This window comes from Bacillus sp. OTU530 (assembly GCF_038440375.1).
Genome location: NZ_JASATP010000037.1, coordinates 1 through 24,903, shown reverse-complemented (window position 1 = coordinate 24,903; position 24,903 = coordinate 1). Strand labels below are relative to the sequence as shown.

The window sequence follows — 24,903 nt, the reverse complement described above, 5'->3', positions numbered from 1 at the left end:
TCAATCTACAGGTTATATCGAATTATTCCTTCGTTGTCTCAACTTCGATATTCAATCTATCGGCAGACTGATGGTCATCATCATCATCCGTGTCACGCATTTCAATCTCTTTCTCGTCACTGGATAAAATCTTAACATCCATACCCAAGCTCTGCAGTTCCTTAATCAATACTTTAAATGATTCAGGTACACCCGGCTCCGGTACATTTTCTCCTTTAACGATCGCTTCGTACGTTTTCACACGTCCTACTACGTCATCAGATTTCACCGTTAAGATTTCTTGAAGTGTATAAGCAGCACCATAAGCCTCAAGTGCCCAAACCTCCATCTCACCGAAACGCTGTCCACCAAACTGCGCTTTACCTCCAAGAGGTTGCTGCGTAACGAGTGAGTATGGTCCTGTAGAACGAGCATGAAGTTTGTCGTCAACCATGTGCGCCAGCTTAATCATGTACATAACACCTACGGATACACGGTTATCAAATGCTTCACCCGTACGACCGTCGTACAGAACTGTTTTAGCGTCGCGAGACATACCTGCTTCTTCAATCGTTGCCCATACATCTTCTTCACGCGCTCCATCAAATACTGGAGTTGCTACATGAATTCCAAGATAACGAGCTGCCATACCAATATGAAGCTCTAATACCTGACCGATATTCATACGAGAAGGTACCCCTAATGGATTTAACATGATATCAACCGGCGTACCATCTGGGAGATACGGCATATCTTCCTCTGGTAAAATACGGGAGATAACCCCTTTGTTACCATGGCGTCCTGCCATTTTGTCACCTTCGGAAATTTTACGCTTCTGTACAATATATGCACGCACAAGTTGGTTTACACCTGGTGGAAGCTCATCTCCGTCTTCACGGTTAAAGACCTTCACATCAAGAATAATACCGCCGCCGCCATGAGGTACACGAAGAGATGTATCACGAACTTCACGTGCTTTCTCACCAAAAATTGCATGTAATAAACGTTCTTCAGCTGTTAATTCTGTTACACCCTTTGGAGTAACCTTACCAACCAGAAGATCTCCATCTTTTACTTCGGCACCAATACGAATAATTCCGCGCTCATCCAAATTACGAAGTGCATCTTCACCAACATTCGGAATATCGCGTGTAATCTCTTCAGGACCAAGCTTTGTATCACGAGCTTCTGACTCATATTCTTCAATATGGACAGATGTGTATACATCATCCTTCACAAGGCGTTCGCTCATAATGATGGCATCCTCATAGTTGTAACCATCCCATGTCATGAAGGCAACAAGCACGTTGCGTCCAAGAGCTAATTCACCCTTTTCCATAGATGGACCATCCGCAAGAATTTCGCCTCTTACAACTTCATCGCCCACACTTACAATCGGACGTTGGTTATAACAAGTTCCTTGGTTAGAACGAATAAACTTTAACATTCTGTAACGGTCTAAATCGCCTTTGACCTTCTGGCCATCTACATCAATGTAACGACGTACCCAAACCTCTTTCGCTTCCACTCGCTCTACAACGCCTGGATGCTTACAAATAACAGCTGCCCCGGAGTCTTTAGCAGATACGTATTCCATACCTGTTCCTACAGTCGGTGCTTCTGGATTTAAAAGAGGAACTGCTTGACGTTGCATGTTCGCTCCCATTAGAGCACGGTTAGAGTCGTCATTTTCCAAGAATGGAATACATGCTGTCGCAGCTGAAACAACCTGCTTCGGTGATACATCCATATAGTCAACACGATCACGTGTTACGACAATGTTCTCACCACGGAAACGAGCAATGATATCTTCATCAAGGAACTCACCATTATCTGATAAACGCATGTTTGCCTGTGCTACTACATAGTTATCCTCTTCATCTGCAGTCAGGTAATCCACACGACTTGTTACATGTCCCGTTTCTGGGTCAATTCGACGATATGGCGTTTCAATAAAACCAAATTCATTTACCTTCGCAAAGGAAGACAATGAGTTGATCAAACCAATGTTCGGACCCTCCGGTGTTTCGATTGGACACATGCGGCCATAGTGAGAATAGTGAACGTCACGCACTTCAAAGCCTGCACGCTCACGAGTCAAACCGCCCGGTCCTAATGCAGATAAACGACGTTTATGCGTTAATTCTGCTAACGGATTTGTTTGGTCCATGAACTGAGATAGCTGAGAGCTTCCAAAAAACTCTTTAATGGATGCGATAACTGGACGAATATTAATCAAGGCTTGTGGTGTAATTGCGTTCGTATCCTGAATAGACATTCTCTCACGAACAACACGCTCCATACGGGAAAGACCGATACGGAATTGGTTTTGAAGCAATTCACCAACAGAACGAAGACGACGGTTTCCTAAATGATCGATATCATCCGTGTCGCCTACCTTATAAAGCAAATTAAAGAAATAGCTAATAGATGCAATAATATCTGCAGGCGTGATATGTTTCACATTCCGGTCGATGTTCGCATTTCCGATTACATTAATCATCTGATCCGCGTCTGCATCTGGCGCATAGATTCTAATAGATTGCATCAGAACCTCGTCCTCCACCACGCCTCCAACCGGTCTGGAAGTTTTAAAGCCAATGTTTTTCTCTAAGTATGGGAGGATTTTATCTAGTGTGCGACGATCCAAGTTTGTACCTTCCGCAACTAGAATTTCGCCTGTTTCCGGATCTACCAATGTTTCTGCTACACGCTGGTTAAACAATCTATTCTTAATATGAAGTTTTTTGTTAATTTTATATCGCCCTACATTCGCTAAATCATAGCGTTTCGGATCAAAAAAGCGTGAAACAAGTAAGCTCTTTGCATTGTCTACAGTCGGAGGTTCGCCCGGACGAAGACGCTCATAAATCTCAAGCAAGGCTTTGTCTGTACTATCTGTGTTGTCTTTTTCTAACGTATTACGCAAGTATTCATTTTCGCCTAAAAGCTCAATGATTTCTTGGTCAGAACCAAAACCAAGTGCCCGTAATAACACTGTTACAGGAAGCTTGCGCGTACGATCGATACGTACATATACTACATCCTTCGCATCTGTTTCATACTCAAGCCAAGCGCCACGGTTCGGAATAACAGTCGCGGTAAAGCCACGTTTACCGTTTTTGTCTACCTTTCCGCTATAATACACACTTGGTGAACGAACAAGCTGGGAAACAATAACACGTTCCGCACCGTTAATGACAAACGTTCCCGTTTCTGTCATGAGTGGGAAATCCCCCATAAATACATCCTGTTCCTTCACTTCGCCAGTTTCTTTATTGATTAGACGTACCTTCACGCGCAGCGGTGCTGCGAACGTAACATCACGCTCTTTACATTCTTCTACAGAATACTTAGGCTCACCTAGGCTGTAGTCAATGAACTCAAGAGACAGATTTCCCGTGAAGTCTTCAATTGGTGAAATGTCCTGGAACATTTCTCGCAAACCTTCATCAAGAAACCACTGATAAGAAGAGGTTTGAATCTCAATAAGATTTGGTAACTCTAATACTTCACTAATACGGGCATAACTTCTTCGTTGGCGGTGGCGGCCGTATTGAACTAGTTGACCTGTCAACTGCTTCACCCCTCAAATCATGAGTATTATAAAATGCAATAAAATTGCATAATTTACAAGCTAAAAACAGCCGACGCCCGGAGGCGCAGCCGTGCCTTAAGGACATGCAGAACCTTTGCTAATTATGCAAAAAGAAAAATGGCTTCTCATAAGAAAACCACCATTCTGTTTCGCGCTCTACTGATTTTACTATCTTTCCCAATGCATGAAGAATTATACATTCCAAACATTGCAAGAAATGATATATTTGGCATTTTACAATCTTAACACAACCAAAAATAACCGTCAACGTTTTTTTGATTTTATGATATAATATCCTTTTTCTTTCTTTACCACTTCTACAGTGGGATAGATCTCTTCCATCTTAGCTAAGGCAGAAGGTGCGCCTTGTTTTTTCTGAATCACAACCCACAGCTCACCGCCAGGAACTAAGTGCTCATTTGCCCGTTCTAAAATCTCATGAACTACTTTTTTACCAGCTCGAATCGGTGGATTTGATAAAATTGCAGCATATTGCCCGCTCACATTTTCATACACATTGCTCTGAAACACAGAAACATTCGTAACCCTGTTCAGCACAGCGTTTTCCCTTGCTAATTCCAACGCCCGTTCATTTATATCCACCATATCAACGCGACGATTGACAAACTCCTTAGCAAGTGACAACCCGATTGGACCATATCCGCAACCAACATCCAAAAAAGCACCCTGTTCCTCTGGTTGTTCGAATGCATGAATCAAAAGACGCGAACCGAAGTCCACCTCGTTTTTTGAAAAAACACCTTGATCCGACAGAAACGTAAACGTTTGTCCTCTTAACTCAAATTCCCATCGCTTTCGATCGCTTTTGCTTACAGGATTGTTTGAAAAGTAGTGATCTGCCATACCCACAGCCCTCTTTCCTCACGGTTATTGTTTCGGTTAAAAAAAAAGCCCGCATAAGAGCGAGCTTTTTTTTGCAGTACAAGTGAAATTACTTAACTTCAACAACTGCTCCAACTTCTTCAAGTTTAGCTTTGATTTCTTCAGCTTCTTCTTTAGAAGCGCCTTCTTTAACTGCTTTTGGAGTGTTGTCAACAAGTTCTTTCGCTTCTTTCAAGCCAAGGCCTGTAAGTTCACGAACAACTTTGATAACTTTGATTTTTTGAGCGCCTGCGCTAGCAAGTACTACGTCGAATTCTGTTTGCTCAGCCACTTCAGCAGCACCGCCGCCTACTACAGCTACTGGAGCAGCAGCAGTTACGCCGAATTCTTCTTCGATTGCTTTTACTAGATCGTTAAGTTCTAAAACAGTCATAGATTTAACTGCTTCAATGATTTGTTCTTTAGTCATTTGAGTGTTCCTCCTTGTTTTCCTTTTATTAATAACTCAGACCGAATAATCGGGAATTAAGCGCCTTGTTCTTCTTTTTGCTCAGCCACAGCTTTTGCAGCAAGTGCAAGGTTGCGGATTGGAGCTTGAAGAACGCTAAGCAACATAGAAAGTAAGCCTTCGCGGGAAGGAAGTTCTGCAATTGCTTTCACATCTTCAACGCTTACTAATTTACCTTCAATGACACCAGCTTTGATTTCTAAAGCTTCATGCTTTTTCGCGAAATCGTTCAACACTTTAGCAGGGGCAACAACATCTTCGTTGCTGAACGCGATCGCGTTTGGACCTGTTAAGTGAGCGTTCAATTCCGCTACCTCTGCTTGTTCAGCTGCACGACGAGTTAAAGAGTTTTTGTAAACTTTGAACTCGATGCCTGCTTCACGCAATTGTTTACGAAGTTCAGTTGCTTCACCTACTGTTAAACCACGGTAGTCAACTACAATTGTAGATTTGCTCGCACGTAATTTATCAGCAATTTCAGTTACGACTTGTTGTTTAGCTTCAATTGCTTTGCTCATCGTTACACCTCCTATAAGACTGGATTGTACCGACACCGAATGTGCATTAGAAAGCCTCCATATCAAAACTAGACATGGAGGCATAATAGTCACAGAATAATCCGTTCTTATCATAACACCTCGGTAGGAAATTAAGCCTGTAAGGGCACCTACTGTCTACGGTACAGTTATTAAATTCACAACATCATTTATTATATAAAAACTTTATAAAAAAGTCAAATTCCATTTATTAGGCAAATGTAGAAACATCTACGCGTACGCCAGGTCCCATTGTAGAAGCAACTGTTACGTTCTTCATGTAAGTTCCTTTTGCAGCAGAAGGTTTTGCTTTTAGCATTGCTTCATAAACTGTTTGCAGGTTTTCAGCAAGCTTTTCGTTGTCGAAAGATACTTTACCGATTGGCGTGTGGATGTTACCCGCTTTGTCAACACGGTATTCTACTTTACCTGCTTTGATTTCGTTTACTGCTTTTGTTACATCAAATGTAACTGTACCAGTTTTAGGGTTTGGCATTAAACCTTTTGGTCCTAATACACGACCTAATTTACCAACTTCACCCATCATATCTGGAGTTGCTACAACTACGTCGAAGTCAAACCAGCCTTGTTGGATTTTGTTGATGTAATCTGCATCACCTACGAAATCAGCACCAGCAGCTTCTGCTTCTTTTGCTTTTTCGCCGCGAGCAAATACTAATACGCGCTGTACTTTACCAGTACCATGCGGAAGAACAACCGCACCGCGGATTTGTTGATCAGCTTTCTTAGGATCTACGCCTAAACGGAAAGCCACTTCAAGACTTGCATCAAATTTAGCTGTATTTGTTTTCTTCGCTAACTCGATCGCTTCGGCAACAGAGTAAGTAGCTGCACGGTCTACAAGCTTTGCAGCTTCTAGATACTTTTTACCTCTTTTTGGCATTTGAATTTCCTCCTTGATTGTGGTTTTAGCGGAATAACCTCCCACGTGTGTGCTCCTGTAATAGGTTTCAGCCTCTGCTGCGGGGACACCAACCCTGTATTTAAAATGCTACGATTTGTTACGTTAATAAAGGTTGCGAATGTATAAGACCCGCAACCTTTTCACAAGAAACTAAAGCGAATTAGTCTTCGATAACAATACCCATGCTGCGTGCAGTACCTTCAACCATGCGCATTGCAGCTTCTACGCTAGCAGCGTTTAGGTCAGGCATCTTTTGTTCTGCGATTTCGCGAACTTTATCACGCTTCACTGTTGCCACTTTATTACGGTTTGGAACACCAGAACCAGACTGGATACCAGCTACTACTTTAAGAAGAACAGCAGCAGGCGGAGTCTTTGTAATGAAAGTGAAGGAACGGTCTTCAAATACCGTAATTTCAACCGGGATAATTAGACCAGCTTGGTCAGCTGTACGAGCGTTGAACTCTTTACAGAAGCCCATGATGTTAACGCCCGCTTGTCCTAGTGCTGGACCAACTGGCGGCGCTGGATTCGCTTTACCTGCAGGAATTTGCAATTTCACAACTTTGATTACCTTTTTAGCCACGAGACACACCTCCTTAAGTCCGTGATGTGGTCAATGGGCTGTCGCCCTCCCACTCTATTCTTATCTGCTATAGAGATAAAAAACTTATTAAGCAATGCCTTTACCCATGAAAGACACTGACCTTAAAGATAGTATCACCTTTTGCAGTTCTTTTCAAGTTTTTAATTTACAATTTTTCAACTTGGACAAAATCAAGTTCTACAGGTGTTTCACGACCAAACATATCTACAAGAACTTTAACCTTTTGCTTCTCTATATCAATCTCTTCAATTGTGCCTGTATAGTTTGCAAAAGGACCTTCCTTCAAGCGGACTGTTTCATTTAACTCAAAATCAAAATCCACCTTTTCATTCTCAACGCCCATGCGTTTAAGGATAACAACAACCTCTTCCTCCAATAGAGGAGTCGGCTTAGAGCCAGAACCGGCAGAACCGACAAAACCTGTAACACCTGGTGTATTGCGAACAACATACCAAGAATCATCTGTCATTACTAGTTCTACAAGCACATAACCTGGAAACACCTTTCGCTTCGTAAGCTTCTCTTTTCCATTCTTCATTTCTACTTCTGTTTCTTCCGGTACAACTACTCTGAAAATCTTATCCTGCATGCCCATTGATTCAACACGCTTTTCCAAGTTTGTTTTCACCTTGTTTTCATATCCAGAATATGTATGTACAACATACCAACGTTTTTCCATATCGTGTAGGACGTTCGTCCTTCCCTCCCCGACCCTGCTTTTTTAGGCAAATGAAAAAACCCGTTCACCGGGTTTTAACACAGTTCGTATAGTTATCATTATATCATGTAAAAGTGCATCTTATTCAAGAACTAAACGAATTAAAGAAGAAATCCCCATATCCACAACTGCAAAGAAAATACCAAAAAGCACTACCGTTGCAATAACAGTTAATGTGGAACGGAACAACTCCTGTCTTTTCGGCCAGCTTACTTTTTTCATTTCGCGTGTTACGTCGCCAAAAAAATTCGTCAAACGCATGTTTATGGAACCTCCATCATGTATAGCCGTTATTATTTTGTTTCCCTATGCACTGTATGTGTATTGCAGGCTTTGCAAAATTTCTTTACTTCTAGACGCTCGGAGGCGTTCTCATTTTTCATGGTAGAGTAGTTTCTGCTGCTGCATTCTGAACATGCAAGTACAAGTTTTTTTCCCATTATACTACACCAGCCTTGAACGCTATGTCCTTAAAACTTTACCATATATTAAAAGAAGCTGTCAATGATACACCTCACATGACTATAAAAGTGAATGAGACAGGCATTACACCTGTCTCATAAACTCATAATCAATTAAAAGCTGTATTTTCTCTCATTTCCACATATCGTTCTAATTTTCGTTTTACACGTTGCAGGGCATTATCAATCGATTTTACATGACGATTCAACTGTTCTGAAATCTCTTGATAGGAACGCCCGTCCAAATAAAGAGAAAGAACCTTTCTTTCCAAATCACTTAGGAGTTCGGAGATTTTCAACTCGATATCTACATACTCCTCTTGATTGATAATTAACTCCTCTGGATCTGTTACCTTTGTTTCCGAAATCACATCTAATAGAGTACGATCAGACTCCTCATCATAAATAGGCTTGTCCAGCGACACATATGAATTTAAAGGAATGTGCTTTTGTCTTGTTGCTGTTTTAATAGCCGTTATGATTTGTCGAGTAATACAAAGCTCTGCAAAAGCTTTAAAAGATGAGAGCTTGTCCTCCTTGTAATCACGGATCGCTTTGAATAGACCAATCATTCCTTCTTGAATAATATCCTCGCGATCTGCTCCCACAAGAAAATATGACCGTGATTTGGCACGAACGAAATTCTTATACTTGTTAATCAAGTATTCTAACGCCTCAGTATCACCGCCACGGACAAGCTCTACTACTCCTTCATCTTCTAATTCTCGAAATTGTACGTTGTGTTCACTTAAGAAGTCTGATTCCACTCTTATCACCCCGACGATGCTTAGTTAGAAATATTATACAGTAAGCGCTTTATGAGCGTCAATGCCTCAAAGCTCTCCCCGCCTTAATTTTTCCAATTTTTCTGTAATTTCCTTATTATATCGGGATTGAAATGCTCCTTTTTGTTCTTTTTGCTCCTGAATTCTACGGCGTACCTGCCCCTCCATTAGCTCTACTTCAATCTCCAGCTCACGTGCAGACTTGCGCAGGGCTCCTTGCGCAAAAATAACCCATTGTTCCGTATAGTCCGATGTAGCTACTGAAATGCTCGTATCAATTTCCCTAAGTTCAATGGCAAGTTGCTCAATTTTTTCATCAGCTGTTTGGTTTTTGCGGGTAAAGATCACTTCCACCTTCGCCTGGTTCGTTTTCTTCTCAATTCCTTGTACGTAATACGCATCAAAAACGATAATGACCTTTATCCCTGTAAACCCTTGATAGTCTGCCATTTTATCGATAAGTACATCACGGGCCGACTGCAAATCCGTATCCTTTAACTTACGAAGTTCTTTCCAGGCACCGATAATGTTATAGCCGTCGACAATCAAGATCTCTTTCATCTCTACTCACCAAGCGGATGACGCTTACGATATACCTCGTACATAAGAAGTCCAGCAGCAACGGAAGCATTAAGAGATGTGACCTTTCCAGCCATTGGCAATCGCACAAGAAAATCGCATTGCTCCCTGACGAGCCTGCTCATCCCCTTTCCTTCGCTGCCGATTACAAGACCTAATGGCATTGTGCCATCTAGTCTACGGTAATCGTCCGTTCCCTTTGCATCGGTACCGGCAATCCATATACCGCGTTCCTTTAATTCTTCAATGGTTCTCGTCAAATTTGTTACACGCACCACTGGAATATACTCAATGGCTCCAGTAGATGCTTTTGCGACCGCTGCAGTTAAACCAACTGCTCTACGCTTCGGAATAATAATTCCATGCGCCCCAACAGCATCTGCCGTTCTCATAATGGAACCAAGATTGTGGGGATCCTCAATCTCATCCAAAATTAGGAAAAATGGGGTTTCCTGCTGTTTCTCCGCCCTACGGAATAAATCATCCAGCTCTGCATACTTATAGGCTGCTACATGCGCAATAACCCCTTGATGATTTCCCTCCGCCAATTGGTCAAGCTTTTTGTTCGGCGCTTGCTGAACGATGACTCCTTGCTCCTTTGCCAGCTGTAAAACAGTGTGAATTTGCCCTTTATTCGCTCCCTCAGCTACCCAAATTTTATTAATATCGCGTCCTGACTTCAATGCTTCAATGACGGGGTTTCTGCCAATAATATATTCATGATCCATTCTTTTTTTCTCCTTCCTGCTCTTCTAAAGCTAAAATAGCGGCCGACAAAAGCTCTTGCAGCCGCTCTTCATTACCTGATAAATAATGAAAGCCGATTACTGCTTCAAATGCCGTACTATATCGATATGTTTGTACATCTGTATTTTTCGGGACTGAGCCTGATTTTGCGTTTCGCCCCCTCATAAGGATGGCTTCCTCTTCTTCTGTTAAAACTTTTCCGTCAAGCCACGCGTATACAACCTTGGCTTGCGCCTTTGCGCATACATAGCTTGTACTCAAACGATGCAGCTGATTAGGGCGGACAGATCCTTTTAAAAGAAGGTGATGCCGAACATACTGTTCATACACCGCATCACCCATATACGCTAAAGCAAGACTGTTTAATTGCTTTACATCGATCATGCTTATCCTCTTTTCCATCTTACACCCTGCGGCGTATCTTCCAAGATAATATTGCGGGCCTTTAAATCATCACGGATTTGATCAGCTAGTGCAAAGTTACGCTCTTTTCGGGCATTATTCCGTTGCTCGATAAGCGTTTCAATCTCCTCATCAAGAAGCTCTTGTTGTTGGTTAAGACTCAATCCCAGCACTTCAAATAACTCCTCATATTCCGTCAAAAATGTCTCGATCACGGCTTTTGAAGTATGCTGTTCAAGTAAATATTGGTTCGCATAATTAGCTAAATTATAGAGCTCTGTTACCGCATTCGCCGTATTAAAATCATCATCCATAGCCTGTTCAAATGCTTCTCGGAATGCTTTAACCTCTGAAATCCAAGATTCATCGTTTTCTGTCAAATTTGTACTGCTGTCCATCCGATGCTTTAAGTTAGCATAGGCAGTTTGAATGCGTTCCAAACCGTTTTGCGTGCTTTGCAGCAATTCTTCATTAAAGTTAATAGGATTACGGTAATGCACAGAAAGCATAAAGAATCGAATTAACTGCGGATTATATTGCTTAATAATGTCATGCACCAAAATAAAGTTTCCAAGAGACTTCGACATTTTTTCATTATTAATATTAATATATCCATTATGGAGCCAATAACGTGAAAATGGCTTGCCTGTTAATGCCTCCGATTGTGCAATTTCATTTTCATGGTGAGGGAATGCCAAATCCTGTCCGCCAGCATGAATATCAATCGTATCCCCTAAGTATTTTCTAGCCATCGCTGAGCACTCGATATGCCAGCCTGGGCGACCTTTCCCCCATGGACTATCCCAGGAGATTTCTCCTTCCTTTGCCGCCTTCCATAATGCAAAGTCCAGCGGGTCCTGTTTCTTTTCACCAACTTCAATGCGCGCGCCGTGACGCAAATCTGTAATGGATTGGTGGGACAGCTTGCCGTACCCTGCAAATTCCTTTGTTCTGTAGTATACATCCCCTGCAGATTCATAAGCGTATCCTTTTTTGATCAACTCTTCAATAAATGAAATGATCAAATCCATACTCTCTGTCACACGCGGATGTACATCAGCATGGCGGCATCCTAAAGCCGTTACATCTTCAAAGTATGCTGCAATAAATCGATCAGCAATTGTTGGTACATCCTCACCAAGCTCTTTTGCTGCGCGAATGAGTTTGTCATCAACATCAGTAAAATTGGACACATACTGCACTTCATAGCCCTTATATTCTAAATAACGGCACACTGTATCAAATACGATAGCAGGCCGTGCGTTTCCGATGTGAATGTAATTGTATACAGTCGGACCACATACATACATTTTTACCTTGTTTGCCTCAAGCGGAACAAATTCTTCTTTCTTGCGAGTAAGGGTATTATAAAGATAAATAGTCATTTGAATTCTTTCCTTCCTTAGATAATGTAAGCTGTTCCTTCAATTGCCGTATCTCTTCCTCCATCGCCTTAAATTTGTCAGCAATGGGGTCTGGCAAGTCACAATGGTTCAAGTCGCGATTCACTTTTATCCCATCGCGGATAACCACACGGCCCGGTATCCCAACAACAGTAGAATTAGGCGGAACTTCCTTCAAAACAACAGAGCCTGCACCAACTTTAGAGTTTTTCCCTACCGTAATGGAGCCAAGAACCTTTGCGCCAGTTGCAATTAACACGTTATCCTCAATAGTGGGGTGGCGCTTGCCTTTTTCCTTTCCTGTTCCGCCTAGCGTTACACCTTGATACAAGGTCACATTGTCACCAATTTCACAAGTTTCGCCGATAACGACGCCCATACCATGATCAATAAAAAGACGGCGGCCAATCGTAGCACCCGGATGAATCTCAATCCCAGTAAAAAAGCGGCTAACTTGCGAAATCATACGTGCCATAAAGAAAAATCGTTTCTTATATAATACATGAGCAATCCGGTGAGCCCAAATGGCGTGTAATCCAGCATATGTGCATATGACTTCCAAATAGCTTCGTGCTGCTGGGTCTTGTTCAAAAATGACTTCAATATCCTCCCGAAGCTTTTGAAACATTCGTTTCCCTCCTTTTCAGCCAATTTCTAACGCAATATAAGTAACAGTACCAATAAAGAAAACTTGCCGATTGGTGAGCCCTGCCCTTGGGCGAAGCGAAGACAGAGGCATAGTTGCACTTATACTTTGTTCCTAAAATTTCTAACTACGTCGAATTGCCCTCCAGCTAGAAATTTATACTTTCTTAAGGTGTAAAGAAAACTTGCCGATTGGCGAGCCTATAGGCGATGACAGAGGCGATGACAGAGGCGTAGTTACACTTTATTCCTAAAATTCCCGACTGGAAATTTGTATCTTTTTAAAGTACAAAAAAAGACGCCTCTGTACAAACGACAGAGACGCCTTTTCAGCGCGGTTCCACTCTGTTTAGGCCGAATCGACCTCCACTCATGCTTTCCATAACGGCTCTTCACCGCTTCTGCCTACTTTTATTTCAACAGAAGGCTCAAAGGCGCACTTCAAAAACCTATTCTTAAATCGCTCACAGCCATTGGCGATTCTCTCTGAAAAGAATATGGTTTTTTACTTTTCCTTCTCTTCGCTGTTTATATTGGTGTATTAAGTATTTTTTATTATATTGCATCTCACATAAAAATGTTAACCAATAACTTTTTGAATTCGTGCAGAAACCTTTTGTTTACCAAGAAGAGAGATTGCTTTTGGTAAATCCGGACCATGTGTTTGACCTGTTGTAGCAACACGGATCGGCATAAATAGCTTCTTCCCTTTTTGACCTGTTTGCTTTTGAACAGCCTTGATCGCCGCCTGCACAGCCTCTGGTGTAAAATCTTCAATTGCCTCTACTTGAGATAAAAATACTTGCATTACTTCTGGCACTTGTTCTTCGTTTAAAACAGCTTGTGCCTCTTCATCATAGCTAATGTCATCCTTGAAAAATAACTCTGATAACTCAACAATCTCTGCACCATAGCTCAGCTGGTCATGATACAATGCAACAAGTCCGCGAACCCAATCTGTTTGTACTTCAGCTTCACTAATCCGGCCTGCTTTGATAAGATGTGGTGTACAAAGCTCTACCACACGATCGAGCTCTTGTTTTTTCATGTACTGGTTGTTCATCCATTTCAGCTTTTGCGTATCAAATACAGCCGGCGATTTAGATAAACGAGCCGGATCAAACATTTCAATAAATTGTTCCTTCGTAAAAATTTCCTCTTCTCCGACTGGAGACCATCCAAGTAAACAAATAAAATTAAACATCGCCTCTGGCAAATAGCCCAGATCAGCATATTGCTGAATAAATTGAATCACAGATTCATCACGTTTGCTTAATTTCTTTCGATTCTCATTTACAATAAGCGTCATGTGACCAAATTGAGGAGCTTCCCAGCCAAATACCTCATAAATCATCAACTGCTTCGGCGTATTAGAAATATGCTCTTCTCCGCGAAGCACATGCGTAATTTCCATAAGATGATCATCGATAACAACAGCATAATTGTAGGTAGGGATACCATCCTTCTTCACAATAACAAAGTCGCCCATCTCATTTGCATCAAAGGAAATCGTTCCTTTTACCATATCAGTAAATGTATAGGACTTCTCCTTCGGTACTGCAAAACGAATGCTTGGAATTCGTCCCTCAGCTTTAAATGCCTCTCTTTGCTCCTGTGTTAGGTGGCGACATTTCCCTGAATAATGAGGCGTTTCACCGCGCTCCTGCTGCGCTTCCCGTTCTGCCTCAAGTTCTTCTTCTGTACAATAGCAATGATACGCTACTTCCCGCTGCATTAATTCATTTGTATATTTTTGATAAATATCCAAACGCTCTGTTTGGCGATACGGACCGTATGCACCTTCTTTATCAATGCTCTCATCCCATTCGATGCCAAGCCATTTTAAGTTTTGCAGCTGACTTTCTTCTCCGCCTGCAATATTTCTCTTTAAATCAGTATCCTCAATACGGATAATAAAATCTCCGCCTTGGTTTTTCGCAAATAAATAGTTAAACAACGCTGTTCTTGTATTTCCGATATGTAAATGTCCTGTTGGACTCGGAGCATATCGTAATCTGACTCGTTTTGACATGTATGACACCTTCCGTTTTAAATTGTGTACGATACAAAGTGTATAAGGTTACACTCTTTTTTTCAACAGGACAACCGCTTGAGAAGCAACTCCTTCTTCTCGACCTGTAAAACCAAGCTTTTCTGTTGTCGTTGCTTTTACATTTATATTTTCAATTGATGTTTCCAATAGCTCGCTAATCCGTACACGCATCGCCTCAATATGAGGTGCCATTTTAGGCTTTTGAGCAATAATTGTACAATCTAAATTGCATAGCTCATACCCTTTCTCAATGACAATCTCCCAAACACGCTGTAGTAGAACTGCCGAATCCGCATCCTTAAAGGCAGAATCTGTATCTGGAAAATGCTTGCCGATATCTCCTGCTGCAATTGCACCTAAACAAGCATCCGCAATCGTATGTAATAACACATCTGCATCAGAATGACCGAGCAATCCTTTCTCGTAAGGTATTGTAATTCCTCCAATAATAAGAGGCCGTCCTTCTGCAAAGGCATGTACATCAAACCCTTGTCCGATTCGAAACATGTAAAATCTCTCCTATCCTCTTGCTAAAAAACTTTCCGCTACTACTAAATCATCTGGAGTCGTCACTTTTATATTAAAATAACTTCCTGATACAACTCCGACAGCTTTTCCAAGCCGCTCCACAAGACTGGCATCATCAGTTCCTAAATATCCAATCTTACGAGCTTCCTCATGAGCCTCAGACAAGGTGGAAAGATGAAACCCCTGTGGTGTTTGAACAGCCCATAGTTTAGAACGTTCTACCGTCTCTACAACACTTCCGTCTTCCACTCTTTTAATCGTATCCTTTACCGGAACAGCACAAATGGAGGCGCCCTTCCGCACCGCCTCCGATAGTACACTTTGAATAATTTCTATTGTAATAAAGGGTCTTGCACCATCATGCACAAGAATATACGACGCTTTACCTGCTTGCAGCAGTCCATTGTAGACACTATCCTGCCGTTCCTGACCACCTATGGCAAATACAATTTGTTTCTTTATATCATATTGTTTAATAAAGCGCTCAAAAACAGGTTGTTCATCTGCGTTAACAGCAAGAATAATTTGTTCACATGCTTCATCTTTCTCAAATACGCGCAATGTATGAATAATAAGCGGTACGGAAGCGATGGGGAGAAACAGTTTATTTAGTCCCGCCCCCATCCGCTTTCCTTGTCCCGCTGCTGGAATAATTAAAGTATACCTCATAACAACCCTCTGCTTATAATGCTTTCTCTAATAGCTTACGTTTTGCAAAAATCATTCGTCCCGCAGAAGTTTGCAAAACACTTGTAACAAGAACATCAATTTGAGAACCGATAGATTCTCTTCCATCTTCCACAACAATCATTGTACCGTCGTCTAAATAAGCTACACCTTGATTATGCTCTTTTCCATCCTTCACAACATATACCCGTAATTCCTCTCCTGGAAGCACTACAGGCTTAATCGCATTCGCTAGGTCATTTATATTTAATACCTTCACACCTTGCAACTCGGATACCTTATTCAGGTTAAAATCATTTGTGATAACCGTTCCGTTCATCACCTTAGCAAGCTTCACGAGCTTGCTGTCAACCTCCTGTATATCCTCAAAATCACCCTCATAAATTTCTACTGGTATGAGCAGCTCTTTTTGAATCCTATTTAAAATATCCAGGCCACGTCTCCCGCGATTACGCTTTAGCGTATCAGAAGAATCAGCGATGTGCTGCAGCTCAGCTAAGACAAATTGTGGTATGAGAATTACACCTTCTAAAAAACCTGTCTGACAAATATCTGCAATACGTCCATCAATAATAACGCTTGTATCAAGAATCTTAAAGTTTCTTTGCTGTAATTCAACCTCAACTTCTTCTCCATCTCCACTATTGCCTTTGCGCTTCACTACGCGCTGTGGTAAGGAGAAAAGCGCTACAAGTTCATTTCTCTTTTTCAACCCTACCTGAAAGCCTAAATATCCAAATAAAAGCGTAACAAAGATTTGGAGCACTGTGCTAATAATTTGCACCGTAATAGTTTTGATAGGAATAAGAATTAAATAAGCAAATATAAGTCCGGTAATAAGTCCTACACTTCCAAATAATACATCTGTCACCGGCGCTTTAACTAAAGTTTCCTCTACATATTTAATCAAATGAACAATATAATCGACAAGCCAGAATGTTGTAACAAACAAGACGATTGCACCAATAATCGCACGAATATAAGATTCCTCTAGCACAGGGATGGATCCAATATTAAGCATTTTAGCTACTGTAGGAATCAAAAATATCCCTAAGGCACCCCCAACTACCAAAAAGAATAGCTGTACAATCCGTTTTAACATTCAACCACCTCCTACTCATTATTGACAGTATGATTTTTTCAAAAACATGAAATAGAAAATAAGCTATATTCTCTCTGCCTTTCATTTCCTTTCCAAATATATCATACCACAATTTAAAAAAGTTCATATGTTATCGTACTTTCATATGAATATTACATTATTAGTTGTGCCGGCTCATATACAGATGCTCTTGAATCCGTTTCAGACCTTCTCGTATTTTCTTTGCCCGTACTTCCCCAATTCCTTCTACCTCATCAAGATCAGCGAGAGAAGCTCGGCAAATACCTTGCAAATTCTTGAATTTGTTGGTTAAATTCTCAATCACAAGCGGCGGCAAACGTGAAATTTTCCCTAGAATTCGATAACCGCGCGGCATCATGCTTTCTTCAAGACTAACTTGGCCAGAGTGACCGAGCAGCCTCAGCAAATCATTATCTTCAAGTAATCCTGTATTAGATAGGTCCTGCAGCTTTTTCAAAATGTGGTAATGGTCTTGTGTTTTTTCATAATGGTAATCCTTAATAAGAAGAGCTGCCTCTTCCTCTAAATCAGATAATAGTTCTGCTAGTTGCAGTCGTATGAGTCGCCCTTCTGTTCCAAGCTCATGAATATAGCTATAGATTTCATTTTTAATACGAAGCACCATCTCTACAATATGTAACACATGTAACACCTCTCCGAGTGTTACAGCCTCTTCAAACTCTAATACACCTAAATTAGTAATTCCTTCGCTCCAGACAGTTTTATATTTCTCTAGAGTCTGAATGGCTTGATTGGCCTTAGTTAAGATTACGCCGATATCTCTCAATGTATAACGTAAGTTTCCTTGGTACAGAGTGATTACATTCCTCCTTTGCGAAATCGCAACCACAAGGTTTCCTGTCTGCTTTGCAACTCGTTCTGCTGTCCGATGACGCATCCCGGTCTCAATGGATTCTATGGAAGCGTCTGGTGTAAGCTGGGCATTCGCAAATAAAATCTTGCTGCCCACTTCATTTAGAATAAGAGCTCCATCCATTTTAGCAAGTTCATATAAGCTTGCCGGTGAGAACGAACAGTTAATATGAAAGCCACCATCAACAATCCCTTTAATTTGTTCATTATACCCTAGTACAATGAGACCGCCTGTTTGGGCACGGAGAACATTATCTATTCCTTCGCGTATAGGAGTGCCCGGAGCTACAAGTTGCAGAATATTGATGATGCTTTTCGATCGCTGCTTATTTTCCTCCATCTTTATCCTCCTAACGTATATCTAAGGGCCTCTCCTATATTGGATACTCCAACAACTTCAATTCCCTCTGGAGTGCTCCAACCTCCTAAATTTTTATTTGGAATAATCGCTCGTTTAAAACCAAGCTTCGCTGCCTCTTGCACCCTTTGTTCAATCCGTGATACCCTGCGCACCTCACCTGTCAAGCCAACTTCTCCAATTACTACATCTGTAGGAGCTGAAGATTTATCACGAAAACTAGAAGCAATACTTAAGGCAACTGCCAAATCAATTGCGGGTTCATCTAGTTTGAGGCCACCTGCCACCTTCAAATATGCATCCTGATTCTGGAGCAGCATGCCTGCTCGCTTTTCAAGAACGGCCATAATAAGTGAAACACGATTATGGTCAATCCCTGTTGCCATACGACGAGGGTTGCCAAAGCTTGTAGGAGAAATGAGTGCCTGAATTTCTACAAGAACAGGGCGGGTTCCTTCCATAGAGGCCACCACTGTTGAGCCGGCTACTCCTACAGGGCGCTCCTCCAGAAAAATCTCTGAAGGGTTCAACACTTCCTGCAGCCCAAGCTCCTTCATCTCAAAAATTCCCATCTCATTTGTAGAGCCAAATCGATTTTTAACAGCCCTTAAAATGCGATATGTATGATGACGCTCGCCTTCGAAATATAAAACAGCATCTACCATATGCTCTAGTAAACGCGGACCTGCAATAGCCCCCTCTTTTGTTACATGCCCAACGATAAAAATCGGAATTCCTTTCGTTTTGGCCAACCGCATAAGCTCTGCTGTACATTCCCTTACCTGTGCCACACTCCCTGGTGCTGACGTAACCTCGGGCAAATGGATTGTCTGAATCGAATCAATAACTACAAAGGCTGGATTTAATTCTTCTATGTATCGAGAAATACGCTGTAAATCTGTTTCCGAAAGTACCAACAATTGGTCGCTGCTCACATCTAAACGATCTGCGCGAAGGCGAATTTGCTTTGGAGACTCCTCTCCTGATATATACAATACACTATAAGAACTATTTGCCAATTGAGATGATACTTGAAGCAGCAAGGTGGACTTTCCAATCCCTGGGTCTCCTCCAATCAATACAAGGGAGCCGCCAACAATCCCGCCTCCAAGTACACGATTAAACTCTTGAAAACGTGTTTCAATACGGGATTCCAGCTTTGTTTCCACCTGCGTAATAGGACGCGGCTGGGAGAACTCTGTCTGAGCACCTGTTGCAAATGTAAGGCGTCGGCTCGATATAGTCTCTTCTATTTCTTCCACCATTGTATTCCAGGAACTACATCCTGGGCATTTCCCCATATATTTCGGTGACTGATAGCCGCACTCTTGACATACAAATTTTGTTTTTTTCTTCGCCATTCAATTTCCCTCTTCACTTCTATACATAAAATATACTATCATTTTCTCCGAATTTTCTATATTTAAAAAACAAAAATAGTAAGAAAATGGACATCACTAGACTTTATCATCAATTACTTACTAATATATCTTAATTAACATCTTTCCTTAAGCAACATTTTTCCTAAAGGCTATATTTTCCTTATATAGTAAGAAAAGGAGCTACTACTTAGCCCCTTTTCCATTCCTACCACTATTTTACCTTCTCTGCGCTGCGAATGACAAATGATTCTCCTTCTGCATCAAGCACAACCTTTTGTCCTTTCTCAATTGTGCCCTTGAGAAGTTCCTCAGACAATCTATCTTCTACATGCTTTTGGATAGCTCTGCGTAACGGACGCGCACCATACTCTGGATCAAATCCCTTATCAGCAATCTGTTCGATGGCGGTATCTGTTAACTCCAGATCAATTTCTTGTTCAATCAGACGCTTTTTCAGTTGGTTCACCATAAGTGTTACAATCTCTTTAATGTGCTTTTTCTCTAGCGGATGGAAGACAATAATTTCATCAATTCGGTTTAAGAACTCTGGACGGAATGATTTCTTCAATTCCTCCATAACTCTGCCCTTCATATCCTTATATTGTGCATTTTCATCTTGAACATTAAACCCAAGATGCTTCCCGCGTTTTAAAGCATCCGCACCAACATTGGATGTCATAATTACGATTGTGTTGCGGAAATCCACCGTACGTCCTTTGGAGTCTGTCAAACGCCCATCCTCTAACACCTGTAATAAGATATTAAACACATCCGGATGTGCCTTTTCTACTTCATCTAATAAAATAACAGAATACGGCTTGCGTCGAACTTTCTCTGTAAGCTGGCCGCCTTCCTCATATCCCACATAACCTGGAGGAGAACCAACAAGACGAGAAGTAGAATGTTTCTCCATATACTCAGACATATCAACGCGAATCATTGCATCTTCGTCACCAAACATGGATTCTGCTAAAGCACGGGCAAGCTCTGTTTTACCAACACCAGTCGGTCCAAGGAAAATGAAGGAGCCAATTGGACGCTTCGGATCTTTTAAACCTGCTCTTGCACGGCGAACTGCTTTTGCAACTGCAACGACTGCTTCTTCTTGGCCAATTAAACGATCATGAAGAATGTTTTCCAGGTTCAAGAGTTTATCAGTTTCTGTCTGAGCCAGCTTAGAAACAGGAATACGTGTCCATGTAGATACGACGCTCGCAATATCCTCTACAGTCACTTCTGAGTTCTCCTTACCTTGCTGTTCTTTCCACTGACGTTTTGTATCTTCTAGCTGCTCACGCAGACGCTGCTCCGTATCACGCAAGGATGCTGCCTTCTCAAATTCCTGACTTTGTACCGCGGCATCTTTCTCTTTTCTTACTTCCTCAAGCTTTTGTTCAAGCTCTTTTAGGTTTGGAGGAGCAGTGTAAGAGCGTAAACGAACCTTAGATGCAGCTTCATCAATTAAATCGATTGCTTTATCTGGCAAGAAACGATCTGTAATGTAACGATCTGAAAACTTCACAGCTGCATCGATTGCATCGTCTGTAATTGATACACGGTGATGTGCTTCATAACGATCACGCAAGCCTTTTAAGATTTGAATGGATTCTTCAGCACTTGGCTCATCTACTTGAATCGGCTGGAAGCGACGCTCTAACGCAGCATCCTTCTCAATATATTTACGATACTCATCAAGTGTTGTTGCACCAATGCATTGTAGTTCTCCACGGGCTAAGGATGGTTTTAAAATGTTAGATGCATCAATAGCACCTTCTGCCCCTCCTGCACCGATCAAGGTATGCAATTCATCAATAAATAAAATGATATTTGCAGCCTGACGAATCTCATCCATTACCTTTTTCAGACGATCTTCAAACTCACCGCGATACTTCGTTCCAGCAACTACAGTCCCCATATCAAGCGTCATAACACGCTTATCACGAAGCGTTTCCGGCACTTCGTTGTTTATAATTTGTTGGGCCAATCCTTCTGCAATTGCAGTTTTACCAACGCCTGGTTCACCAATTAGAACAGGATTATTTTTCGTTCTACGGCTTAATACCTCAATTACACGCTGAATTTCCTTACTGCGGCCGATAACTGGATCTAAACGTCCTTCACGAGCAATCGCAGTTAAATCACGAGCTAGACTATCAAGCGTCGGAGTATTTGCATTAGCTGCTGCCCCTCCTTGATGACCAGAGGATGATTCGTTGCTGCCAAGAAGCTGAAGCACTTGCTGTCTTGCTTTATTTAAGCTAACCCCAAGATTATTGAGAACTCTTGCAGCTACCCCTTCTCCTTCGCGAATCAAACCTAACAAAATATGTTCTGTACCTACGTAGGAATGTCCAAGCTTACGTGCCTCATCCATAGAAAGTTCTATTACCTTTTTAGCGCGCGGCGTGTAATGAACCGTTTGAGCTACTTCTGTTCCTCTGCCGATTAAAGCCTCTACTTCTTTTTGAATTTTCTCAGGACTTAGCCCTAATGCAAGTAACGCTTTTGCAGCAATGCCCTCTCCTTCTCTTACAAGACCGAGAAGAATATGCTCAGTTCCAATATTATTATGACCGATACGAATTGCCTCTTCTTGAGATAATGCCAGCACTTTCTGTGCGCGCTCAGTAAATCTTCCAAACATCATACGAATCAGCCTCCTACTTATCTTTATTTTGCTCGAGTAACAGCCTTTCCCGAATAAGTGCAGCCCTGCGGAAATCCCGTTCCTCTGGATGAAGAGGACCGCCTGTATATTGCTGTAAGATACCAGGCTGCATTAAAACCATTAACTCTGTCAAAATATTGCGGGAAAGATTTTCAATGTATCCTAGATCAATTCCAAGACGAACATAGGAAAGGCAATTTGCCGCTTCTCCCGATTCAATCAAACGACTATGAGAGAGTATACCGTATGAACGATAAACTTTATCCTCAAGCTGAATACCCCATGTTTTAACAAGGTATTCTCGCGCACTGCGTTCCTGTTGGACAAGCTGCTGCACTACACTTTTTAAATCCTCAACAATGTCTTGTTCGGATTTACCCAATGTAATTTGGTTAGAGACTTGAAATATATTCCCTAACGCTTCACTTCCTTCTCCATAAATACCGCGGACAACTAAACCTAGCTGATTAATGGCGGGAACAATTCGATTCATTTGCTGCGTTAGGACTAACGCCGGCAAATGCATCATAACTGAAGCACGAAGTCCAGTCCCCACATTGGTAGGGCAGCTTGTCAAATATCCTCTCTTTTCATCGAATGCATACTCTACATGCTGCTCAAGATAATCGTCTACATGATTTGCAACATCTAATGCCTCTGATAACTGAAAACCAGGAAATAGACACTGTATGCGGACATGGTCTTCTTCATTAATCATAATGCTAATTTGTTCATTCTCTGACAATAGACAAGCACCAATTTGGGAGTTTTCAGCTAAATCCGGACTAATCAAATGCTTTTCTATGAGTACGCGACGCTCGATCGGTTGCATATCCTCCATCTTCAACATTTCGAGATTTCCAAAATGATTCAACATCTGCCCTGAGAAGGTGCTCTCAAACATATGGATGATTTGCAAAGCAACCTCATTTGAAATTAGGGTCGGAAATGTGTAACTTTTTAAGTTCCTAGCCAAACGAATACGGGTACTTAACACAATATCAGAATCTGGACCATCCTCCCTCATCCAAGGACTGATAGCCTCATTAATAATGCGATCGAGTGACATAGAACTAGTCCTCCCTTCTATGTTCACTTAATTGCTTTTCAATATTTCGGATTTTATCACGGACTGTAGCTGCATTCTCAAACTCTTCTTGGTGAATATACTGTTGTAATTTCACCTTTAACTCATCTAATTCCTTCCTTAAATGAAGATTTCCTCCCATACGTTTTGGAATTTTTCCTTGATGTACTGTATTTCCGCTATGAACACGGCGTAAAATTGGTTCCACATGAGGCAAAAAGGACTCATAGCACCCCGCACATCCAAAACGTCCAAGCTTTATGAATTTTTGATAAGTCATACCACATTGCCGGCATGAAAGAACTTCCTCTTTAGAAATAGCATCTGATTGTTTTTCTGTAGATGTTTGACTATGATTTAATAATCCTGACAAGAGTTTACTAAAGGAGAAAGTAGCTGCTGATGAAGAGAAGAATGATGAATATCCTTTTTCTTGAGCACATTGCTCACAAATATGAAACTCAGTTTTTTGACCATTTACAATTTTCGTAAAATGTAAAGCAGCTGGTCTTACATTACATTCTTGACATATCAAAGTGCATCCCCACCTTTAAATAGGAACTACTTATACTTTAAAGCTGTTAGCATTGCTTTTAGCATACGAGCACGAAGCTCATCACGATAAGGCAAATCTGTTAATAGGACGGATCGATCCAGAACACTTAACATTAATTTCGCTTCCCTGCTGGTAATGATCTCTTCTTCTGCAAGACGACCTACAATGCTCTCGGAATTTAACTGTGAAATGCTGTTCTTTACAAGTTGAAGCATTTGATGTATAACATCTACCTCGTCATGAAGTTTAACCTTCATAATGCGAATGTAGCCTCCTCCTCCTCTTTTGCTCTCTACGATAAAACCTCTCTCTATCGTAAAACGCGTATTAATTACATAATTAATTTGAGAAGGAACACATTCAAATTTATCAGCAACTTCACTCCTTTTAATTTCAATAATCTGATTTCCGCTTAAGTCAATAATTTGCTTCAAGTACTGTTCGATGATATCAGATATATTTCTCATTCACCCTCCACCTTTATTGACTTTGACTATCTTTGACTTTAATTATATATGTATTTCAGAATTTTGCAACCCTTTTGCATTGCATCACTATCCTTTCCAGATTGGCATATCATTAATCTCTTAAAAGAGAAGATTTTATATTTTCCTTAAAGAAAACTTGCCGATTGGTGGGCCACGCTCTTGGGCGAAGACAGAGGCGTAGTGCACTTATATACTATTTCCGACTACGTAGAGTTGGCTTCTGGCCAGAAATTTATACTTTCTTAAAGTGTAAACAAAAACCTCTACAAAATCTGATATATATGACAGTTTATTTCGGAAAAAACATTATGTTCATAGTACAGATGACTTTTTTTCAAAAATAAAAAGAACCGTATCCAGAGGA

At 41.2% G+C, this 24,903-nt stretch carries 25 protein-coding genes and 2 other annotated features; all 25 genes read right to left on the bottom strand.

The genetic code is table 11. The annotated features are described in order from the left end of the window. Positions 1-22: 22 nt before the first annotated feature. The 25 genes from rpoB to AAHB12_RS21940 all read right to left on the bottom strand — a co-directional run bounded on the left by rpoB (position 23) and on the right by AAHB12_RS21940 (position 24,518). On the bottom strand, positions 23-3,556 hold the full coding sequence (gene rpoB / locus AAHB12_RS22060; RefSeq protein WP_129730309.1) for a DNA-directed RNA polymerase subunit beta: 3,534 nt from the start codon (positions 3,554-3,556) through the stop codon (positions 23-25). A 285-nt stretch (positions 3,557-3,841) separates the two neighbouring features. After that, positions 3,842-4,441, bottom strand: coding sequence for a class I SAM-dependent methyltransferase (locus AAHB12_RS22055; protein WP_342047117.1), 600 nt, complete (start codon positions 4,439-4,441; stop codon positions 3,842-3,844). Positions 4,442-4,529: 88 nt separating this feature from the next. Further along, positions 4,530-4,889, bottom strand: coding sequence for a 50S ribosomal protein L7/L12 (gene rplL, locus AAHB12_RS22050; RefSeq protein WP_342047116.1), 360 nt, complete (start codon positions 4,887-4,889; stop codon positions 4,530-4,532). A gap of 56 nt (positions 4,890-4,945) precedes the next feature. Next, positions 4,946-5,446, bottom strand: coding sequence for a 50S ribosomal protein L10 (gene rplJ, locus AAHB12_RS22045; protein WP_129730303.1), 501 nt, complete (start codon positions 5,444-5,446; stop codon positions 4,946-4,948). 39 nt (positions 5,447-5,485) lie between these two features. Beyond that, positions 5,486-5,626 (bottom strand) — a sequence feature (ribosomal protein L10 leader region). Between the two features lie 49 nt (positions 5,627-5,675). Then, positions 5,676-6,368 carry a 50S ribosomal protein L1 gene (gene rplA / locus AAHB12_RS22040; RefSeq protein ID WP_342047115.1) on the bottom strand — a complete coding sequence of 231 codons (693 nt, stop codon included), beginning with the start codon at positions 6,366-6,368 and terminating at the stop codon, positions 5,676-5,678. Between the two features lie 181 nt (positions 6,369-6,549). Continuing rightward, a complete protein-coding gene (gene rplK / locus AAHB12_RS22035) occupies positions 6,550-6,975 on the bottom strand; it encodes a 50S ribosomal protein L11 (RefSeq protein WP_165350875.1) in 426 nt (141 codons plus the stop codon). Between the two features lie 166 nt (positions 6,976-7,141). Next, positions 7,142-7,675, bottom strand: coding sequence for a transcription termination/antitermination protein NusG (nusG, locus tag AAHB12_RS22030; protein ID WP_129730297.1), 534 nt, complete (start codon positions 7,673-7,675; stop codon positions 7,142-7,144). A 120-nt stretch (positions 7,676-7,795) separates the two neighbouring features. Then, positions 7,796-7,975 carry a preprotein translocase subunit SecE gene (gene secE / locus AAHB12_RS22025; protein ID WP_129730295.1) on the bottom strand — a complete coding sequence of 60 codons (180 nt, stop codon included), beginning with the start codon at positions 7,973-7,975 and terminating at the stop codon, positions 7,796-7,798. 32 nt (positions 7,976-8,007) lie between these two features. Next, complete coding sequence (rpmG, locus tag AAHB12_RS22020; RefSeq protein WP_129730293.1) at positions 8,008-8,154, bottom strand: 50S ribosomal protein L33; 147 nt, start codon at positions 8,152-8,154, stop codon at positions 8,008-8,010. 131 nt (positions 8,155-8,285) lie between these two features. Continuing rightward, complete coding sequence (locus AAHB12_RS22015) at positions 8,286-8,942, bottom strand: RNA polymerase factor sigma-70 (RefSeq protein ID WP_129730291.1); 657 nt, start codon at positions 8,940-8,942, stop codon at positions 8,286-8,288. Between the two features lie 66 nt (positions 8,943-9,008). Beyond that, a complete protein-coding gene (locus tag AAHB12_RS22010; RefSeq protein WP_129730289.1) occupies positions 9,009-9,521 on the bottom strand; it encodes an NYN domain-containing protein in 513 nt (170 codons plus the stop codon). Between the two features lie 2 nt (positions 9,522-9,523). Continuing rightward, positions 9,524-10,267 carry a 23S rRNA (guanosine(2251)-2'-O)-methyltransferase RlmB gene (rlmB, locus tag AAHB12_RS22005; RefSeq protein WP_129730287.1) on the bottom strand — a complete coding sequence of 248 codons (744 nt, stop codon included), beginning with the start codon at positions 10,265-10,267 and terminating at the stop codon, positions 9,524-9,526. Further along, positions 10,257-10,670: a Mini-ribonuclease 3 gene (locus AAHB12_RS22000; RefSeq protein ID WP_129730285.1), complete on the bottom strand. Its 414-nt coding sequence runs from the start codon at positions 10,668-10,670 to the stop codon at positions 10,257-10,259. The genes rlmB and AAHB12_RS22000 overlap by 11 nt, the downstream gene beginning before the upstream one ends. A 2-nt stretch (positions 10,671-10,672) precedes the next feature. After that, on the bottom strand, positions 10,673-12,073 hold the full coding sequence (gene cysS / locus AAHB12_RS21995; RefSeq protein ID WP_342047108.1) for a cysteine--tRNA ligase: 1,401 nt from the start codon (positions 12,071-12,073) through the stop codon (positions 10,673-10,675). Further along, entirely contained in the window at positions 12,054-12,719 is a 666-nt protein-coding gene (epsC, locus tag AAHB12_RS21990; RefSeq protein ID WP_129730281.1) for a serine O-acetyltransferase EpsC, read from the bottom strand. The genes cysS and epsC overlap by 20 nt, the downstream gene beginning before the upstream one ends. Positions 12,720-13,050: 331 nt before the next feature. Further along, positions 13,051-13,267 (bottom strand) — a binding site (T-box leader). Between the two features lie 49 nt (positions 13,268-13,316). Further along, positions 13,317-14,768: a glutamate--tRNA ligase gene (gltX, locus tag AAHB12_RS21985; RefSeq protein WP_129730279.1), complete on the bottom strand. Its 1,452-nt coding sequence runs from the start codon at positions 14,766-14,768 to the stop codon at positions 13,317-13,319. Positions 14,769-14,816: 48 nt separating this feature from the next. Continuing rightward, a complete protein-coding gene (gene ispF / locus AAHB12_RS21980; RefSeq protein WP_129730277.1) occupies positions 14,817-15,296 on the bottom strand; it encodes a 2-C-methyl-D-erythritol 2,4-cyclodiphosphate synthase in 480 nt (159 codons plus the stop codon). A gap of 12 nt (positions 15,297-15,308) precedes the next feature. Next, positions 15,309-15,986, bottom strand: a complete 678-nt coding sequence (gene ispD, locus AAHB12_RS21975) for a 2-C-methyl-D-erythritol 4-phosphate cytidylyltransferase (protein WP_342047105.1) — start codon at positions 15,984-15,986, stop codon at positions 15,309-15,311. 13 nt (positions 15,987-15,999) lie between these two features. Beyond that, a complete protein-coding gene (locus tag AAHB12_RS21970) occupies positions 16,000-17,106 on the bottom strand; it encodes a PIN/TRAM domain-containing protein (RefSeq protein ID WP_342047104.1) in 1,107 nt (368 codons plus the stop codon). A 160-nt stretch (positions 17,107-17,266) separates the two neighbouring features. After that, positions 17,267-18,340, bottom strand: a complete 1,074-nt coding sequence (gene disA / locus AAHB12_RS21965; RefSeq protein WP_129730271.1) for a DNA integrity scanning diadenylate cyclase DisA — start codon at positions 18,338-18,340, stop codon at positions 17,267-17,269. Positions 18,341-18,342: 2 nt separating this feature from the next. Further along, complete coding sequence (gene radA, locus AAHB12_RS21960) at positions 18,343-19,719, bottom strand: DNA repair protein RadA (RefSeq protein WP_129730269.1); 1,377 nt, start codon at positions 19,717-19,719, stop codon at positions 18,343-18,345. 232 nt (positions 19,720-19,951) lie between these two features. After that, entirely contained in the window at positions 19,952-22,387 is a 2,436-nt protein-coding gene (clpC, locus tag AAHB12_RS21955; protein ID WP_342047102.1) for an ATP-dependent protease ATP-binding subunit ClpC, read from the bottom strand. Between the two features lie 13 nt (positions 22,388-22,400). Next, positions 22,401-23,477 carry a protein arginine kinase gene (locus AAHB12_RS21950; protein ID WP_129730265.1) on the bottom strand — a complete coding sequence of 359 codons (1,077 nt, stop codon included), beginning with the start codon at positions 23,475-23,477 and terminating at the stop codon, positions 22,401-22,403. A 4-nt stretch (positions 23,478-23,481) separates the two neighbouring features. Next, the gene (locus AAHB12_RS21945; RefSeq protein ID WP_342047099.1) at positions 23,482-24,030 is read right to left on the bottom strand and encodes a UvrB/UvrC motif-containing protein; all 549 of its coding nucleotides are present in this window, start codon (positions 24,028-24,030) and stop codon (positions 23,482-23,484) included. A gap of 26 nt (positions 24,031-24,056) precedes the next feature. After that, entirely contained in the window at positions 24,057-24,518 is a 462-nt protein-coding gene (locus AAHB12_RS21940; protein ID WP_342047097.1) for a CtsR family transcriptional regulator, read from the bottom strand. Between the last annotated feature and the right edge of the window lie 385 nt (positions 24,519-24,903).

Coding starts and splice junctions, on each gene's coding strand:
- AAHB12_RS22055 (WP_342047117.1), bottom strand. CDS start 4,441: ATGGCAGATCACTACTTTTCAAACAATCCTGTAAGCAAAAGCGATCGA.
- rplL (WP_342047116.1), bottom strand. CDS start 4,889: ATGACTAAAGAACAAATCATTGAAGCAGTTAAATCTATGACTGTTTTA.
- rplJ (WP_129730303.1), bottom strand. CDS start 5,446: ATGAGCAAAGCAATTGAAGCTAAACAACAAGTCGTAACTGAAATTGCT.
- rplA (WP_342047115.1), bottom strand. CDS start 6,368: ATGCCAAAAAGAGGTAAAAAGTATCTAGAAGCTGCAAAGCTTGTAGAC.
- nusG (WP_129730297.1), bottom strand. CDS start 7,675: ATGGAAAAACGTTGGTATGTTGTACATACATATTCTGGATATGAAAAC.
- secE (WP_129730295.1), bottom strand. CDS start 7,975: ATGCGTTTGACGAATTTTTTTGGCGACGTAACACGCGAAATGAAAAAA.
- rpmG (WP_129730293.1), bottom strand. CDS start 8,154: ATGGGAAAAAAACTTGTACTTGCATGTTCAGAATGCAGCAGCAGAAAC.
- AAHB12_RS22010 (WP_129730289.1), bottom strand. CDS start 9,521: ATGAAAGAGATCTTGATTGTCGACGGCTATAACATTATCGGTGCCTGG.
- rlmB (WP_129730287.1), bottom strand. CDS start 10,267: ATGGATCATGAATATATTATTGGCAGAAACCCCGTCATTGAAGCATTG.
- AAHB12_RS22000 (WP_129730285.1), bottom strand. CDS start 10,670: ATGATCGATGTAAAGCAATTAAACAGTCTTGCTTTAGCGTATATGGGT.
- cysS (WP_342047108.1), bottom strand. CDS start 12,073: ATGACTATTTATCTTTATAATACCCTTACTCGCAAGAAAGAAGAATTT.
- epsC (WP_129730281.1), bottom strand. CDS start 12,719: ATGTTTCAAAAGCTTCGGGAGGATATTGAAGTCATTTTTGAACAAGAC.
- gltX (WP_129730279.1), bottom strand. CDS start 14,768: ATGTCAAAACGAGTCAGATTACGATATGCTCCGAGTCCAACAGGACAT.
- ispF (WP_129730277.1), bottom strand. CDS start 15,296: ATGTTTCGAATCGGACAAGGGTTTGATGTACATGCCTTTGCAGAAGGA.
- ispD (WP_342047105.1), bottom strand. CDS start 15,986: ATGAGGTATACTTTAATTATTCCAGCAGCGGGACAAGGAAAGCGGATG.
- AAHB12_RS21970 (WP_342047104.1), bottom strand. CDS start 17,106: ATGTTAAAACGGATTGTACAGCTATTCTTTTTGGTAGTTGGGGGTGCC.
- disA (WP_129730271.1), bottom strand. CDS start 18,340: ATGGAGGAAAATAAGCAGCGATCGAAAAGCATCATCAATATTCTGCAA.
- radA (WP_129730269.1), bottom strand. CDS start 19,719: ATGGCGAAGAAAAAAACAAAATTTGTATGTCAAGAGTGCGGCTATCAG.
- clpC (WP_342047102.1), bottom strand. CDS start 22,387: ATGATGTTTGGAAGATTTACTGAGCGCGCACAGAAAGTGCTGGCATTA.
- AAHB12_RS21950 (WP_129730265.1), bottom strand. CDS start 23,477: ATGTCACTCGATCGCATTATTAATGAGGCTATCAGTCCTTGGATGAGG.
- AAHB12_RS21940 (WP_342047097.1), bottom strand. CDS start 24,518: ATGAGAAATATATCTGATATCATCGAACAGTACTTGAAGCAAATTATT.